Origin of the sequence: Halobacterium yunchengense (assembly GCF_037031165.1) — an archaeon.
Classification (GTDB): Archaea; Halobacteriota; Halobacteria; order Halobacteriales; family Halobacteriaceae; genus Halobacterium; species Halobacterium yunchengense.
On the sequence record NZ_JAYEZL010000001.1, the window covers coordinates 205308 to 219772 of the forward strand.

The following is a 14465-nucleotide window of genomic DNA, read 5'->3' on the forward strand; positions in this document are numbered from 1 at the left end:
CGACAGGTGGTTTGCGATACAAAGTGAATTTGTATTGCAAACTTATTTGTGCCCCGGCGCCCGAGGCTCGGACGTGATGTCGCCGCAGACCGCCGCCCGCGCCGACGCGGGCCTGCTCGTCGACCAGACGACCGCGTTCGCCGCGCGGTCGCTGCGCACGCTCCGGCGGAACGGCGCCGTCGTCTTCTGGGCGGTGGCGTTCCCCGCGATGTTCTACCTCCTGTCGGTGTACCTGTTCGTCGACACGTCCTCGATGTCCGCGGAGACGGCCGGCGTCGTGAAGGCCACGAACGCCGTGTCCTACGGGACGTTCGCGGCGCTGACGGTGTTCCTGAACACCTTCTCGCAGTCGCTCGTCGCGGACGTCGAGGGCGGCCGGTACGCGCAGTTCCGCGCGCTCCCCGTCTCCCCGAGCGCGGACTTCCTCGGCCGGTTCGCCGCCGCGTACGCCTTCGCCGTCGCCGCCGTGCTCGCCGTCCTCGGCGTGGGCGCCGCGACCGGCGCCGCCTACGAGCTGCACTCGCTGGCGTCGATTCCCGTCGCGCTGCTCGCGCTGTTCGCGCTCGGCCTGTTCGCCGCGAGCCTCGCCGTCGTCCTGGTCGCCGTCGTCCCGGACGCGAAGTTCGCTGGCATCGTCGCCATCAGCGGCGTGATGCTCGCGTTCTTCCTCACCGGCTACAACGGCGTCCAGCCCGGGATGATCGCGGACGCCGCCGGCTTCGTGAACGTCGTGCCGAACGCGCTCGCCACGCGACTCGCGGTCTTCCACCTCGTGGCGGTCGGCGACTGGACGCGCGCCGGTCTCGCCGCGCCCGGCGCGCCGACGAGCCTCGGCCACCACGCACTGCTCGTCGCGTACGCCGCCGTCGGCGTCGTGCTCGCGGTGCTGGCCACGCGTCGCTCGCTCTACCGGGGTGAGCCGCGGTGAGCGCCGACGCGCCCGCGGTCGAAGCCCGGGGCGTCCGGAAGGCGTACGGCGACGACGGCGTCCTCGACGGCGTCGACCTCACCGTCCGCGAGAACGAAGTGCTCCTGCTGATGGGGCCGAACGGCACCGGGAAGACCGTGCTGCTGTCGTGTCTCGCCGGCAGCGTCGAGCCGTCGGCCGGCGACGTGCGCGTGTTCGGCGATCCCGTCGCCGAGGACGGCGGCCGAAGCCTCTCGCTGCTGTTGCAGGGCGGCGCGAGCGTCGACACCCTCTCCGGGCGCGAGACCGCCGAGTTCTACGCCAGCCTCCACCCCGAGTTCACGGACCGCTGGCGCGGCCTCGTCGACGACCTCGGCCTCGCCGACGACCTCGACAAGCGGACGAAGTACTACTCGGAGGGGATGAAGCGCAAACTCGAACTCGCGCTCGCACTGTCCGTCGACGTCCCGCTGTACCTCCTCGACGAGCCGACCGCCGGCGTCGACCTCTCGATGGTGCAGTCGTTCCACCGCGCCATCCGCGACCGCGTCGCCGACGGCGGCACCGTCGTCGTCACCAGCCACCGCCCCGTCGACGCCCAGCTCGCGGACAGAGTAGCGTTCGTCACCGGCGGCGGCGTCAGCGCCGTCGACGCGCCCGACGCGCTCCTCGACGGCGTCCCGACGGTCGTCCGCGTGGTCGCCGGCGGCACCGCCGACGGCGCCATCGAGTCGCTCGTCGTCGACGGCCGGCTGTTCTACCACGGCGACGAGCGCCGCGGCTTCCTCGCGGACGACGCCACCGTCGCCGCCGTCCGGGACGCTGCGCCCGCCAGTGCGACCGTCGAGACCGTGGAACCGAGCTACACCGACGCGTTCAACTACTACGTGCACGCACGCTCCGGCCATGAGTGACGACGTCGACCCCCAGACGCTCCAGCGCGACCTCGACCGCATCAAGTCGGCGATGGGCATCGCGGAGCGCTCCGAGAACGCGCCCGAACAGTGGCTGCTGTTCGGCGTGTTCGTCGCCGTCGGCAGCGCGCTCTCCCAGTACGTCGTCCTCCAGCGGCTGCCGGGCTACTGGTTCGCGGTCATCTGGCTGGGGCTGGTCGCGGTCGGCGGCACCGTCGTCGGCTACTACACGGACACGTTCGAGCCGACGCCCGCGGACAAGCCGAACGTCGCCGTCCAGGTGTTCGCGCCGTACGCCGCCGGCTTCCCGCTGTGGGCGGCCGTCACGCCGTTCCTCGCCGATCTCGGGTACGAGGAGGAGACGGCGTTGATGCTCGGCGTCGTGCTCGTGTTGCTCGGCGTCGGGTACGTCGTCGCCGCGAACTCGCTGCGCGCGTACCGCATCCGCGCGCGCGACCGCCGAGCGTTCGCGCTCGGCGGCGTCCTCCTGGTCGCGCTCGGCGTCGCCGTCCCGACCGTCGACGTCCTCCACACGTGGGGGTACGCGGCGTTCGGCGGAACGTACCTCGCGTACGCCGTCGCGTCCTACGGCGTCCTCACTCGCACGTAGGATGGACCTCGACAAGCTCGTCCACCAGCCGACCCGATTGGAACTGTTCGCGTACCTCTACCGGCACGGCGAGTCGTCGTTCACGGACCTCACCGAGGACCTCGAGTTGACGGAGGGGAACCTCTCCAGCCACCTCCAGCGCATGGAGGACGCGGGCGCCGTCCGAATCGAGAAGGAGTTCGTCGACAAGCGCCCGCGCACCACCGCGGCGCTCACCGACGACGGCCGAGAGATGTTCGAGGAACACGTCCAGCAGCTCCAGGGCCTCATCGACCGGCTGGAGTGACCGGGACGCGGTCAGGGTTCGAGGCGGTCGGGGTCCCGCGGGAACAGGATGGCCTCCTTCACGTTGTCGAGGCCGGCGAGTTGCTGGACGAACCGGTCGATGCCGAGGCCGTAGCCGCCGTGGGGCGGGACGCCGTACTCGAACGCCTCGAGGTAGAACTCGAAGTTCTCGGGGGCGACGCCCTGCGCGCGCATCGACTCGCGGAGGCGGTCGACGTCGTGTTCGCGCTGGCCGCCCGAGGAGAGCTCCTGGCCGCGGTAGAGCAGGTCGAACTTCCGGGACGCGACGTCGTCCCCGGGCACGTTCTGGCGGTAGTAGAACTTCTCGTCGGGGTAGCCGACGACGAACACGGCGGGGTGGCCCCGGTCCGCGAAGTGCTCGCCGAGCAGGCGTTCGCCCTTCGTGTCGAGGTCGGTGTCGTCCTCGGGGACGTGGTCGAACTCCTCGCGGAGAATCTCGCGGGCCTCCTCGAACGTGAGCCGCGGGAACGGCTCCTCGGGGAGGGCCGGGTCGGCGTCGAGCACGTCAAGTTCGCGGGTCGCCTGTTCGGTGACGTGTCCGATGGCGTGTCGCAGCGAGGCCTCCTGGACGTCCATCACGTCGTGGTGGTCCTCGACGTAGCCGAGTTCCACGTCGAACATCGCGATCTCGGAGACGTGCCGGGAGGTCCCGAAGTCCTCCGCGCGGAACGCGTGCCCCACCTCGAACAGGCGGTCGAACCCCGAGGCGACGAGAATCTGCTTGTACAGCTGGGGGCTCTGGGAGAGGTACGCCTCCCGGTCGTAGTAGACGACGGGGAAGAGGTCGGCGCCGCCCTCCGCGCCCGCGGTGGAGAGTTCGGGGGTGTCGACCTCCTCGAACTCGTGGTCGTAGAACCACTCGCGCATCGCGCGCATCGCCTTCGAGCGCAGCGAGAACGCGGCGCGGGTCTCGGGCTTGCGGACGTCGAGGTGGCGGGCGTCGAGGCGCGTGGAGAGGTCGGCCTCGACGTCCTTCGACACCTCGATGGACGGCGCGGCCCGCGCCTCGCTGACGACGGTGAGGTCGGCGGGCGCGAGTTCCACGCCGCCCGGCGCCTGGTCGGTCGCCGAGAGCGTGCCGCGCACCCGAACCACGTCCTCGCTGGCGAGGTCCTCGGCGCGCGCGAACACGTCTGGCGTCTCGTCTTCCTTGACGACGACCTGGAGGCGGCCGGTGCGGTCCCGGACGACCACGAAGAGGATGCCGCCGAGGTCCCGGAGTTCGTGGACGTGGCCGGCGACCGTCGCCTCGCTGCCGTCGTCGTCTGCGGTCAGTTCTCGTACGTACGTGCGGTCTAGGTCGAACATTTGACGTGTGTCGTGTCGGTAGTCGGACGCGGTACTCTCACCGGAGCGGCCAGTCGAGTCGGTCGAGAGAAGTTGATTGGCGCACCTGCTCACGCAGGCGCATTATTCGGGGCGGCGACGACACCGCGGCCCGCGGTCCGGCGACGCCACTCCGCGCGAGGCGTCCGCGAGTCCGGGGCGAGCGCGGTCATCACTGCCTCCTCCTCGCCACCGGTGTCTTATAGCACTTTTGGACGCGAGGCGTCGCCGAGCACCGACGAGCGTCAGCGCGCGGACGAAGTGAGCGCGCTGTCCACCGAGCGCGGAACGCCGGGCGCCGAAGACCCCAGTCAGGGCGTCCGGCGGCGCCTTCTCCCCGAGTTTCGCCGAGTGAGACGCGACTCCGGCGAACCGCACGCAGAGCGGAACGTGGGTGTCACATGTAGCCGAGGTCGCGGAGGCGCTCCATGAGGTCCTCTTTGTCCTGGGCGCGGCCGGCGCGCTCGGTGGTGTTCTCGAGGTCCTGGAGCCACGCGGGCTCGTCGGCGGCCCTGTCGGTGGAGACCTCGCTGCCGAGCGACCGGAAGCCCTTGAAGTACTTCGGGGAGACGGGGACGTCCTCGTGGGTGAGGTCGTTCGGGAGGTCGTCGTAGTCCTGGGGGACGTAGCCGTCGTCCGGGAAGTCCGCGACGGTCTCGGGGACGACGTAGAACCAGAAGGCGTCCCAGACCGCGGCCTCGTCGAACTGGAGGATGGGCTGGATGCGGTCGTGGGGCGGGTAGACGTCGGGGTCGTGGCGGGGGCTGAAGAACGTCTCGTCGGCGCGGGCGTCCTGTTCGTCCCAGCGGATGCCCGAGAGGATGCCGTCGACGCCGTACTCCTCGAGGGCGTTGTTGAGCGCGACGGTCTTCAGGAGGTGGTTGCCGACGTACGTGTCGAGGAGGAACGGGAACGACTCCTCCTCGTACTCGAGGAGGTCCCGGACGTGGTGGCGGTTCTGTTCGTTCAGGGCGTCGATGGGGATGTCGTCGCCGGGTTCGAGGTCGTGTTCGTCGACGTAGTCGCCGACGTCCTCGTTGCGCGCGTAGACGACGTCGAGGTCCCACTCGTCGGCCCAGCGGTCGACGAAGTCGTGGAGCTCCTCGAAGTGCTGGAAGTGGTCGATGAAGATGGTCGGCGGCACCTCGAGGTCGAACTGCTCGGCGACCTCCTTCACGAAGTACAGCGTGAGCGTGGAGTCCTTCCCGCCGGTCCACATGATGGCGGGGTTCTCGTACTCCTCGAGGCCCCTCCGGGTGACCGCGATGGCTTTCTCGATTTTGTCCTCGAGCGTGGGGTAGTCCTCGGGGGACTCGCCCTCGCCGTCCGTGTAGTCGACGTCGAGGTAGTCGGGGAAGTCCTCGCTCATACCTCTGGAGTCGGCAGTTGGACGTATAGGTTTGTGGATATCGAGTGTCGTTGTCGGTGGTCGCGGACGCCGGCAGCACTCGCCCGGACGCGGCCTCCGGCGGGTCACGGGCCGGGCGTCGGGGCGGCCTTCTGGAGGGCGGTCTCGGCGATGTTGCCGCCGTAGTCGGCGCTCCGGGACAGCGAGTCGACGACGAGCCCGAGGTGCTGTGCGTGGTGGGCGTCGAGGTCGTGGAGGAGGTCGTCGATGGTCCGCGTGTGCTCGTCGATGTCCCGGACGTGCGCGCGCGCCCGGTTCGCGAGCCGCGTGGCCTCCTCGGGGTCGTCGGTGAACAGGGCGCTCATCGCGGTCTCGATGATGTCGACGGCGTCGGCCTCCAGGTCCGCGAGCGCGTCCGTGACGTCGCTGGGGACGTCCTCGTCGAGGTCCTGGGTGACGCTGGCGATCTTCGCGGCGTGGTCGGCGACGCGCTCGAGCTGTCGCGCGCTCGAGTGGTAGTCGAAGGCGGTCTCGCGGCTCAAGCCGATCTCCTGGGCGACCTCGGGGGAGCGCAGCGCGCCGCGGAAGATGCGGGAGACGACGTACCAGAGCCGGTCGACGTCGTCGTCGCGCTCCATGACGTCCGCGGCGACGTCGGTGTCGTGGTCGGCGAGCGCGTCGACGGCGTCGCCGAGCATCGACGTGGAGATGAGGTGCATGCGGCGGACCGCGTTGTGGATCGAGAGCTCCGAGGAGTCCAGGAGGTCCTGGATGACGACGCGGTCGCTGGTCTCCTCGAGGACCTCCAGGCCGACGAGTCCCTGGGTGGCGTTCCGGATGACGCGGCGCTGGTCGGCGGTGATGCGGTCGGCCTCCAGACCGAGCACGTCGAACCCGCTGACGTACATCGTCATCACCGCGCGCATGAGTTCGTCGCCCTCCATGCCGGAGATGTCCAGCGTCCCCTCCTCGGTCTCCGAGCCCGTCACGGGCGTCAACAGCAGCGAGCCGCTGTCCGGGTGGAAACCGACCTCGTCGCCGGCTTCGACGTCGTGGTCGCGCGCCCAGTCTTTCGGGATGGAGACCGTGAACGTCGAGCCGCCGGTGACCTGGACCTTCCGTCGTTCCATAGGACGGGCTAGCGGGCAGACCAATATAAATCCTCGCGATTATATATACGCCGCAACTGCCCTCGCGTTCGAACGACCATAACCGCATTACAGCCGTCCTAATGCGCCGAATGACCGGTTCAGCGCCACCACCGCCACCGAGATAGTGTCGCGTGAGAACCGTTACATGGATACTACTATATAGACATCATAGTAGGGTATTTACTTTCCAGCGGCTCACTACCTGACGATGGCACACGACAACTCGGCCGGTCGCACGCGGCGACAGTTCCTCGCCGGCGCCGGAGCGGTCGGAGCGGCCGCTCTCGCCGGCTGTCAGAGCACCGGGAACGGGGACGGCGGCGGTTCGCTGTCCGGCACCATCGACATCGCCGGTAGCTCCACCGTCTTCCCGCTCGCCACGGCGATGTCCGAGGCGTTCCGCAGCCCCGACTTCGAGGGCGGCGGCCACGAGGACGTCGAGTTCAACATGCAGTCGACCGGTTCCGGCGGCGGGTTCGCGAACCACTTCTGCCCCGGGAACACCGACTTCAACAACGCCTCCCGCCCCATCCGCGAGGCGGAAGAACAGCAGTGCGCGGACAACGACGTCGAACCCGTCGAGCTCACCGTCGCGACGGACGCCGTCACGGTCATCGTCAACAACGACCTCGACGTCGACAGCATCACCGTCGAGGAACTGAAGACCATCTGGTCGGGCGAGGCCCAGCCGGAGACCTGGGCGGACGTCAACTCCGACTGGCCCGACGAGCCCCTGGAGCTGTACGGGCCCTCGGACGCCTCCGGCACCTACGACTACTTCATCGAGGCCGTCCTCCACAGCGGCGACAGCGAAGTCGAACACCGCCAGGACTACTCCGGCACCGAACAGGACCGCACCATCATCCAGGGCGTCGAGGGCAGCGAGTTCGCGATGGGCTACCTCGGGTACGCGTACTACTCGACGAACCAGGACCGCGTGAAGTCCCTCGCCGTCGACGACGGCGACGGCGAGCCCGTCGAACCCAGCCTGGAGACCGCGCGGAACGGCGAGTACCAGCCGCTCTCCCGGCCGCTGTTCACGTACCCCGCGAAGTCCTCGCTCGCGGAGGAGCACATCGCGGAGTTCGCGCGCTTCTGGCTCGAGAACTCCACCAGCGAGCAGATCGTCGCCGAGGACGTCGGCTACGTCCCCCTCAACGAGGAGGACCAGCAGGAACAGCTCGACGCCCTCGAGGCCGCCATCGAGGACGCGGGGAACTAGGCGCGTACGCGCCGAGCAAAGAGTTTATCTTCGCTCCATGACCCGGACACACCAATGAGCGGCGACAGCCTGGAGGAGGAGCTCACGCGGCGCACGCAGAACGCCCCACCGGAACTGCTGTCTCGGTCGTTCTTCTTCGTCTGCGCGGCGCTGTCCATCGCGACCACCGTCGGCCTCGTCGTCCTGTTGACCACCGAGGCCGCGAAGTTCTTCACGTTCTCGGCGCCGCTGGTCGGCGTCACGGGCGAGACGGCGTCCGTCGTCGAGTTCCTCACGGGCACGACCTGGCAGCCGACCAGCGGGGAGTTCGGCGTGCTCTCGCTCGTGACGGCGACCCTGATGGTGATGATCGGCTCGTCGCTCATCGCGTTGCCGCTCGGCGTCGGCACCGCGATCTACCTCAGCGAGTACGCGAGCCCCCAGCTCCGGTCGACGCTGAAACCCGCCCTCGAGGTCCTGGCGGGCATCCCGACGGTCGTCTACGGCTTCTTCGCCATCATCTACATCACGCCCGCGCTCCGGCCGTTCGTCCCCGGGCTCGGGACGTTCAACATGCTCTCGGCGTGCATCGTCGTCGGCATCATGATCATCCCGATGGTGGCGTCGATCAGCGAGGACGCCATGTCCGCGGTGCCCGAGGAGCTCCGGCAGGCCGGCTACGGGATGGGCGCCACGAAGTTCGAGGTCTCGACGGGCGTAGTCGTCCCGGCGGCGCTGTCGGGCATCTTCTCGTCGTTCATCCTCGCGCTCTCGCGGGCCATCGGCGAGACGATGGCGGTCACCATCGCCTCCGGGTCGACCGCGCAGTTCCTGAACTTCCTCAACCCGGCGGCGTACACCGAGCGCGCGCTCCCGATGACCGCCGCGATGGTGAAGCTCATCGGCAGCGACGCCACGGGCGGCGGCCTGAGGTACCGGAGCGTGTTCGCAATCGGCATCACCCTGTTCGTCGTCACGCTCGCGATGAACGTCGTCAGCGACCTCGTCGCACAGCGCTACCGGGAGGAGTACTGAGATGGCGACAACGACAGACACCGACACCGACGGCATCGAGGGGTTCGGCAGCGTCAGCCGCACGGCCGGCCGCGTGTTCCGGAACCTCCTGCTGGCGGCGACCCTGTTCGGCATCGTCTTCGTCACCATCCTGCTGGTGTACGTCGCCAACGACGCGATCCGGCCGCTCACCGCCGACCCCGGCTGGCACCTGACGTTCTTCCTGGCGCTCGTCGTGCCGACAGTCGCCGCCGGAGCGTACGTCTACCGCCGCGACCGCCTCGCGTTCCAGACGGGCGTGCTCGCCATCGGCTCCCTCGTCGTGTCGCTTCTGTTCAGCGGCGGCGCGGCGATGATCTTCGTGGACATCGTCAGCCCGCTCGTCTGGCTGGCGTTCCTCGTCGCGCTCGCCGTCCCGAGCGCGCTGACGGTCCTCGTCGTGAAGAACGACCACCGGCTGCCGTTCACCGTCCAGTTCGTCGCGACCGCCGGCGCGTTCTACCTGTCGCTGTTCGGCGTCCCGGGGCCGCTCGGGTCGCTGGCCGGCGCCCCGCAGGTGGTGCCGGGCGTGTTCGGCGCCGTCGCCGGGCTCCCGTTCGCGCCCGCGCCGTGGCTGATGATGGCGGGGACGCTCGGCGTCCCGCTGGCGGTCGTCGCGAGCCGCGTGCTCGCGCGCGACCGCGGCCGCCGCAGCCACGTGCTCGCCGGCGCGGCGACGTTCGCGGCGGTCCTGCTCGGCGGCGTGGTCGGACCGCTCGCCGGCGTCGACCCGGTCCCGGCCGTCGTCGTCGCTGCCGTCGGCCTCGTTCCGCCGGCCGTGTACGCCGCGAACGTCGCCGTGAACGTGCCCGAGGAACGGGTCGGCCTGCTGTTCCCGGCGGTGATCGTCGCCGGGACGCTGCTCGGCGCGTTCGCCGTCGACGTGGTCGGCTTCGCCGGGCCGCAGTCGTGGGTCGACTGGGCGTTCCTGACGGGCGCCCACAGCAACACCGCCGAGGAGGCCGGCTTCTATCCGGCCATCGGCGGCTCCATCCTGCTGATGGTCACGGTCGCGGTGCTCGCGTTCCCGGTCGGGGTCGGCGCCGCCGTCTACCTCGAGGAGTACGCGCCAGACAACCGCTTCACGCGCGTCATCGACGTCAACATCTCGAACCTCGCGGGCGTCCCGTCGGTCGTCTACGGGCTGCTCGGCCTCGGGCTGTTCGTCACCTACCTCGGCCAGCCGGCCGGCACGGTGCTGCTCGGCGGCGCGACCCTCGGCCTGCTCATCCTCCCCATCGTCATCATCTCCGCGCGCGAGGCCATCCGGTCGGTCCCCGAGGAGATGCGCGCGGCCTCGTACGGGATGGGGGCGACGCGGTGGCAGACCGTCCGGAACGTCGTGCTGCCGGAGTCGTTCTCCGGCATCCTCACCGGGACGATCCTCGCGCTCGGGCGCGCCATCGGCGAGACCGCGCCGCTGATCATGATCGGCGCGCCGAACGTGAAGTACTCGCTGCCCGGCGGCTTCTCGGAGGCGGCCAGCGCGATGCCGCTGCAGGTGTACGCGTGGTCGAGCCTCTACGCCGGCCCGGACTTCTACAACAAGGTCGTGCCCGCCGGCGTCGTCGTGCTCGTGACCGTGCTGCTCGCGATGAACTCCATCGCCATCGTCCTCCGGAACAAGTACCAGTCCACGGAGTAACCACCAATGTCTGACAACACCACAGAGACCGACGAACCGGCGCGCGGCGACACCGCGGACCCGACGAACGACGACATGCTCGTCGAGACGGACGTCGGCGCCGCGACCTCGCCGTCGCGGACGCCAGCCGCGGACCCGGACACCCTCATCCGGTCCCGGGACCTCGACGTGTTCTACGGGGACGAACAGGCCCTGCAGAGCGTCGACATCGACATCCCCGAGAACCGCGTGACGGCCATCATCGGGCCGTCCGGCTGCGGGAAGTCGACGTTCCTGCGCTGTGTCAACCGCATGAACGACCGCATCCCGTCCTGCCGCGTGGAGGGCGAACTCTCACTCCGCGGGAAGAACGTCTACGACGACGACGTCGACCCCGTGGCGCTGCGGCGCCGCGTCGGCATGGTGTTCCAGGAGCCCAACCCGTTCCCGAAGTCCATCTACGACAACGTCGCGTACGGCCTCGAGATCCAGGGCGTCGAGGGCGACCACGACGAGATCGTCGAGCGCTCCCTGAAGCGCGCGGCGCTCTGGGACGAGGTCAAGGACCGCCTCGACGAGTCCGGACGGGACCTCTCCGGCGGCCAGCAACAGCGGCTCTGCATCGCGCGCGCCATCGCCGTCGACCCGGACGTCATCCTGATGGACGAGCCCGCGAGCGCGCTCGACCCGGTCGCGACGAGCCAGGTCGAGGACCTCATCGAGGAGCTCGCCGAGGACTACACGGTCGTCATCGTCACGCACAACATGCAGCAGGCCGCCCGCATCTCGGACAAGACCGCGGTCTTCCTCACGGGCGGCGAACTCGTCGAGTTCGGGGACACCGAGCAGATCTTCGAGAACCCCGAGCACGAGCGCGTCGAAGACTACATTACCGGCAAGTTCGGGTAACAACTATGGCACGAGAGAGCTACCAAGAGAAACTCGAGGCGCTCCAGGCGGACGTCCTCTACATGAGCGAGGTCGTCACGGACCGGCTCCGCCTCGCGCTCGAGGCGATGGAACAGAAGGACGTCGAGACGGCCCGCGAGGTCATCGAGGGCGACGACGAGGTCAACCAGCTCTACCTCGACCTCGAGGAGGACTGCATCGACCTGCTCGCGCTCCAGCAGCCGGTCGCCGGCGACCTCCGGCTCATCGCGTCCTCGTTCAAGATCATCACCGACCTCGAGCGAATCGGCGACCTCGCCGTGAACCTCGCGGAGTACACCCTCGACGCCGACCGCGACATGTTCCCGGAGGTCGACATCCAGGCCATCGGCCGCACCACCATCGAGATGGTCGAGGACGCGATGGACGCGTACGCCGCCGAGGACGTCGACGCCTGCTACGATATCGCCGCCCGCGACGACGACCTCGACGACCGCTGTCGCGTCGCCAGCGAGACCGTCGTGCGCGACCTCATCGAGACGGAGATCGACGAGCACTCCGCCGAGGCCGAGATCGAGGCCCTCATGCAGGACGTCTCCCGGCTCCTGTTGACCATCCGCGACCTCGAGCGCGTCGGCGACCACGCCGTCAACATGGCCGCGCGAACCCTCTACATGGTCGAGAAGGACGACGAACTGATCTACTGACGGACCGTTTCTCCCGTCGGCTGGGCGCTCCGCGCGCACCGCTCCGGCGAACAACCTCCACCAGAAACGTCCGCTCGCCGGGGCGAGCGGTGAACGACGCGCTGGGCGCGCCGATGCGACTGGCCGACTCGGTCTCTTCGATAGCGTCTCGTCGTCAGGAGTCCGTGGCGGTTCAGAACGGGGACTCGATCTGGTCGTCGGCGCCGCCGTCGTCGTCCGGGACGGCGTCCTCGTCGACGTCGTCGGCGTTCAGTTCGTCCGCGAGCTCGCCGCGCTCCTCGAGTTCCGCGAGCACGTCGCTGCCGCCGACGAACTCGCCGTTCACGTACGTCTGGGGGATGGTCTCCCAGCCGCTGTGGTCCTCGAGCGCGACGCGGAACTCCTCGAGGCTCCGGAGCGCGTCGACGGTGTGGACGTCCGGCCGGTAGGTCGCGACGAGTTCGAGCGCGCGCTGGGAGAACCCGCACTGGGGCATCCGGCGGTCGCCCTTCATGAAGAGGACGACGTCGTTGTTCTCGATCGCCGTCTCGACGATGTCGTCGACCGCTTCCTGGTCCATCGAGGAGTCCATCGGGTCGAAGGCCATACGCCCGGTACGGCGAGGACGGAGAAATGCCTTGGGTAGCGTGGCCGAGCGAAGCGAGGCCACGTTGCCGCGAGCGCGGAGCGCAGCGACGCGTGAGCGGCGTCGTCGAACGCAGTGAGACGACGGACGGAGTGAGCGGCGTCGTCAGTCGTCGTTGCCGACGCGGATGACCTGGAAGAGGGACTCGAGGGGGACGTCGCCGACGTCCGAGAGCCCCTGTTTGTCGACGAGGACGCCGCAGGCGACGGGCGTGCCGCCGCTCTCGCGGACGGCGTCGACGGTCTCGGTCATCGTGGTACCGGACGTGATGGTGTCGTCGACGACGAAGCACTCGCGGCCCTCGACGCTCGCGAAGTTCCGGCTGAAGCTCCCGCCGAGGTCGTCGATGTCGCCTTCCTCCCACTGGTGTTTGCGCGGCGTGTAGGTCGCGAGGTCCGTCTTCAGTTCGTTGGAGACGGCGGTCGCGAGGGGGACGCCGGCCTTCTCGACGCCGACGATGAGGTCGACGTCGTGGCTGTGGTCGCGGAGGGCGTCCGCGAGCGCGACGCCGACGGCGGCGAGGCGCGCGCCCGCCTCGCCGATGTTGCTCCAGTCGACGTGGACGTCCTGGGGGCCACTGGTCGGTTCGTCGTCTACGGGTGCGGCGGTGCCGGCGCGCTCGACGAGCCAGCTCGCGGTCTCCCGGGAGACGTTCAGTTCGTCAGCGATCTCGCCCCGGGAGAGCCCGCGCTCGGCGAGCTCCGACGCGGAGTCGATGAGGTCGTCGACGTTCTTCATTGTGCCCCGAATTGGACCGCCGTCTTGATGGTCGTTTCGTCGTCGGCGAACGCTCGCCGGAACTCCTCGAGGCCGTAGACGCCCGTGACGAGGGCGTCGAACAGCCAGTCCGGCAGCTCCCGGAGGGCGTCGACGCCGGCCTCGAAGTGGCGGACGCCGGAGTTGACGCTGCCGACCAGCGCCTTGTTCTCGAGGACGAGGTCGCGGTGGAGGTCGCTGCCGTCCACGTCGAACGTCCAGCCCGCCTCGGGGACGCCGAGGAGGGCGCCGACGCCGTTCGGCGCGAGCGCCTCGACGGTCTCGAAGGCGTGGGGGGCGTGACCGGTCGCCTCGTAGACGAAGTCCATCGGCTCGTGGACGGCCGGCGCGTCCGGGACGGCCGTCTCCCGGGAGTCGACGTAGGTCGCGCCGAGGTCCTCGACGACGTCGATGGTGGGGTCGGGGCGGCTGCGGCGGCCGAGGCAGTACAGCCGGTCGAAGCCGTCGCGGGCGTCCAGCATCGCGAGCGTGAGCAGGCCGAGCGAGCCGTTCCCGAGGACGAACGCCGACTCGGGCCGCCAGTCGAACGACGACCGCGCGGCGAACGCGAGTTCGAGGGCCTTCTCGGTGATGCTGGCGGGCTCGACGAGGAAGCCGAGGTCGGCGAGCTCGGGGGGGATCTCGACGAGGAACTCCGCCGGGCTGGTGAAGTACTCGGCCATGAACCCGTGGGCGCCCTCGATGCCGCGTTCGGCGTACCGGCCGGGCGGCGCCATGTCTGGCTCGCCGCGCTCGAAGTACTCGTTGTCGCCGTCCGGGCGGCGGCGGACGGTCGGGACGACGACGTCGCCCTCGTCGAGGTCGGTGCCGTTGGCGTCCGCGACGACGCCGACGGCCTCGTGGCCGAGGACGAGGTGGTCGTCGCCGTCGGGGAAGCCCCCGTGGCTGCCGGCGATGACTTCGTGGTCGGTTCCGTCGACGCCGACGCGGAGCGTGCGCACGAGCGCCTCGCCGGGCCCGGGTTCGGGGCGCGGCAGGTCGACGACGCGCGGCGTCCGGTCGTCGCGCGTCACGGCGATTGCGTCCAT

At 69.6% G+C, this 14465-nt stretch carries 15 protein-coding genes; 9 read left to right on the forward strand and 6 right to left on the reverse strand.

Going from position 1 to position 14465, the window contains the following annotated elements:
- Positions 1-76: 76 nt before the first annotated feature.
- Genes U5911_RS00980 through U5911_RS00995 form a run of 4 tightly spaced genes read left to right on the forward strand, consistent with a single transcriptional unit; the run spans position 77 to position 2717 of the window.
- Positions 77-928, forward strand: coding sequence for an ABC transporter permease (locus tag U5911_RS00980; RefSeq protein ID WP_336034505.1), 852 nt, complete (start codon positions 77-79; stop codon positions 926-928).
- Positions 925-1821, forward strand: coding sequence for an ABC transporter ATP-binding protein (locus U5911_RS00985; protein WP_336034507.1), 897 nt, complete (start codon positions 925-927; stop codon positions 1819-1821). The genes U5911_RS00980 and U5911_RS00985 overlap by 4 nt, the downstream gene beginning before the upstream one ends.
- Positions 1814-2431 (forward strand): hypothetical protein, encoded by a 618-nt coding sequence (locus tag U5911_RS00990; protein ID WP_336034509.1) that lies wholly within the window; start codon positions 1814-1816, stop codon positions 2429-2431. The genes U5911_RS00985 and U5911_RS00990 overlap by 8 nt, the downstream gene beginning before the upstream one ends.
- A gap of 1 nt (position 2432) precedes the next feature.
- Positions 2433-2717, forward strand: coding sequence for a transcriptional regulator (locus tag U5911_RS00995; protein ID WP_336034511.1), 285 nt, complete (start codon positions 2433-2435; stop codon positions 2715-2717).
- 11 nt (positions 2718-2728) lie between these two features.
- Here the strand turns inward: U5911_RS00995 and aspS are convergent, their stop codons facing one another.
- The 3 genes from aspS to U5911_RS01010 form a co-directional block, all read right to left on the reverse strand.
- Complete coding sequence (gene aspS / locus U5911_RS01000; protein ID WP_336034513.1) at positions 2729-4045, reverse strand: aspartate--tRNA(Asn) ligase; 1317 nt, start codon at positions 4043-4045, stop codon at positions 2729-2731.
- Positions 4046-4460: 415 nt separating this feature from the next.
- The gene (locus U5911_RS01005; protein WP_336034515.1) at positions 4461-5432 is read right to left on the reverse strand and encodes a phosphoadenosine phosphosulfate reductase family protein; all 972 of its coding nucleotides are present in this window, start codon (positions 5430-5432) and stop codon (positions 4461-4463) included.
- 104 nt (positions 5433-5536) lie between these two features.
- Positions 5537-6541: a phosphate uptake regulator PhoU gene (locus tag U5911_RS01010; protein ID WP_336034517.1), complete on the reverse strand. Its 1005-nt coding sequence runs from the start codon at positions 6539-6541 to the stop codon at positions 5537-5539.
- Positions 6542-6770: 229 nt separating this feature from the next.
- Between U5911_RS01010 and U5911_RS01015 the strand changes: the two genes are divergently transcribed.
- Genes U5911_RS01015 through phoU form a run of 5 tightly spaced genes read left to right on the forward strand, consistent with a single transcriptional unit; the run spans position 6771 to position 12035 of the window.
- Positions 6771-7784, forward strand: coding sequence for a PstS family phosphate ABC transporter substrate-binding protein (locus U5911_RS01015; RefSeq protein ID WP_336034519.1), 1014 nt, complete (start codon positions 6771-6773; stop codon positions 7782-7784).
- Positions 7785-7838: 54 nt separating this feature from the next.
- The gene (pstC, locus tag U5911_RS01020; RefSeq protein ID WP_336034520.1) at positions 7839-8798 is read left to right on the forward strand and encodes a phosphate ABC transporter permease subunit PstC; all 960 of its coding nucleotides are present in this window, start codon (positions 7839-7841) and stop codon (positions 8796-8798) included.
- A gap of 1 nt (position 8799) precedes the next feature.
- Positions 8800-10461: a phosphate ABC transporter permease PstA gene (pstA, locus tag U5911_RS01025; RefSeq protein WP_336034522.1), complete on the forward strand. Its 1662-nt coding sequence runs from the start codon at positions 8800-8802 to the stop codon at positions 10459-10461.
- 6 nt (positions 10462-10467) lie between these two features.
- On the forward strand, positions 10468-11349 hold the full coding sequence (gene pstB / locus U5911_RS01030; protein WP_336034523.1) for a phosphate ABC transporter ATP-binding protein PstB: 882 nt from the start codon (positions 10468-10470) through the stop codon (positions 11347-11349).
- Positions 11350-11354: 5 nt separating this feature from the next.
- A complete protein-coding gene (phoU, locus tag U5911_RS01035) occupies positions 11355-12035 on the forward strand; it encodes a phosphate signaling complex protein PhoU (RefSeq protein ID WP_336034525.1) in 681 nt (226 codons plus the stop codon).
- Positions 12036-12207: 172 nt separating this feature from the next.
- Here phoU and U5911_RS01040 read toward each other — a convergent pair whose 3' ends face one another.
- The 3 genes from U5911_RS01040 to U5911_RS01050 form a co-directional block, all read right to left on the reverse strand.
- Positions 12208-12621, reverse strand: a complete 414-nt coding sequence (locus tag U5911_RS01040; protein ID WP_336034527.1) for a glutaredoxin family protein — start codon at positions 12619-12621, stop codon at positions 12208-12210.
- Between the two features lie 144 nt (positions 12622-12765).
- The gene (gene gfcR / locus U5911_RS01045; protein WP_336034529.1) at positions 12766-13398 is read right to left on the reverse strand and encodes a transcriptional regulator GfcR; all 633 of its coding nucleotides are present in this window, start codon (positions 13396-13398) and stop codon (positions 12766-12768) included.
- Complete coding sequence (locus U5911_RS01050; RefSeq protein WP_336034531.1) at positions 13395-14465, reverse strand: glucose 1-dehydrogenase; 1071 nt, start codon at positions 14463-14465, stop codon at positions 13395-13397. The genes gfcR and U5911_RS01050 overlap by 4 nt, the downstream gene beginning before the upstream one ends.

Excerpts from the sequence above, each read along its gene's own strand:
- U5911_RS01040 (WP_336034527.1), bottom strand. The coding sequence starts at position 12,621 with ATGGCCTTCGACCCGATGGACTCCTCGATGGACCAGGAAGCGGTCGAC.
- U5911_RS00980 (WP_336034505.1), top strand. The coding sequence starts at position 77 with ATGTCGCCGCAGACCGCCGCCCGCGCCGACGCGGGCCTGCTCGTCGAC.
- pstC (WP_336034520.1), top strand. The coding sequence starts at position 7,839 with ATGAGCGGCGACAGCCTGGAGGAGGAGCTCACGCGGCGCACGCAGAAC.
- U5911_RS01010 (WP_336034517.1), bottom strand. The coding sequence starts at position 6,541 with ATGGAACGACGGAAGGTCCAGGTCACCGGCGGCTCGACGTTCACGGTC.
- pstB (WP_336034523.1), top strand. The coding sequence starts at position 10,468 with ATGTCTGACAACACCACAGAGACCGACGAACCGGCGCGCGGCGACACC.
- U5911_RS00995 (WP_336034511.1), top strand. The coding sequence starts at position 2,433 with ATGGACCTCGACAAGCTCGTCCACCAGCCGACCCGATTGGAACTGTTC.
- U5911_RS01050 (WP_336034531.1), bottom strand. The coding sequence starts at position 14,465 with ATGGACGCAATCGCCGTGACGCGCGACGACCGGACGCCGCGCGTCGTC.
- aspS (WP_336034513.1), bottom strand. The coding sequence starts at position 4,045 with ATGTTCGACCTAGACCGCACGTACGTACGAGAACTGACCGCAGACGAC.
- pstA (WP_336034522.1), top strand. The coding sequence starts at position 8,800 with ATGGCGACAACGACAGACACCGACACCGACGGCATCGAGGGGTTCGGC.
- U5911_RS00990 (WP_336034509.1), top strand. The coding sequence starts at position 1,814 with ATGAGTGACGACGTCGACCCCCAGACGCTCCAGCGCGACCTCGACCGC.
- U5911_RS01005 (WP_336034515.1), bottom strand. The coding sequence starts at position 5,432 with ATGAGCGAGGACTTCCCCGACTACCTCGACGTCGACTACACGGACGGC.
- U5911_RS01015 (WP_336034519.1), top strand. The coding sequence starts at position 6,771 with ATGGCACACGACAACTCGGCCGGTCGCACGCGGCGACAGTTCCTCGCC.
- phoU (WP_336034525.1), top strand. The coding sequence starts at position 11,355 with ATGGCACGAGAGAGCTACCAAGAGAAACTCGAGGCGCTCCAGGCGGAC.
- gfcR (WP_336034529.1), bottom strand. The coding sequence starts at position 13,398 with ATGAAGAACGTCGACGACCTCATCGACTCCGCGTCGGAGCTCGCCGAG.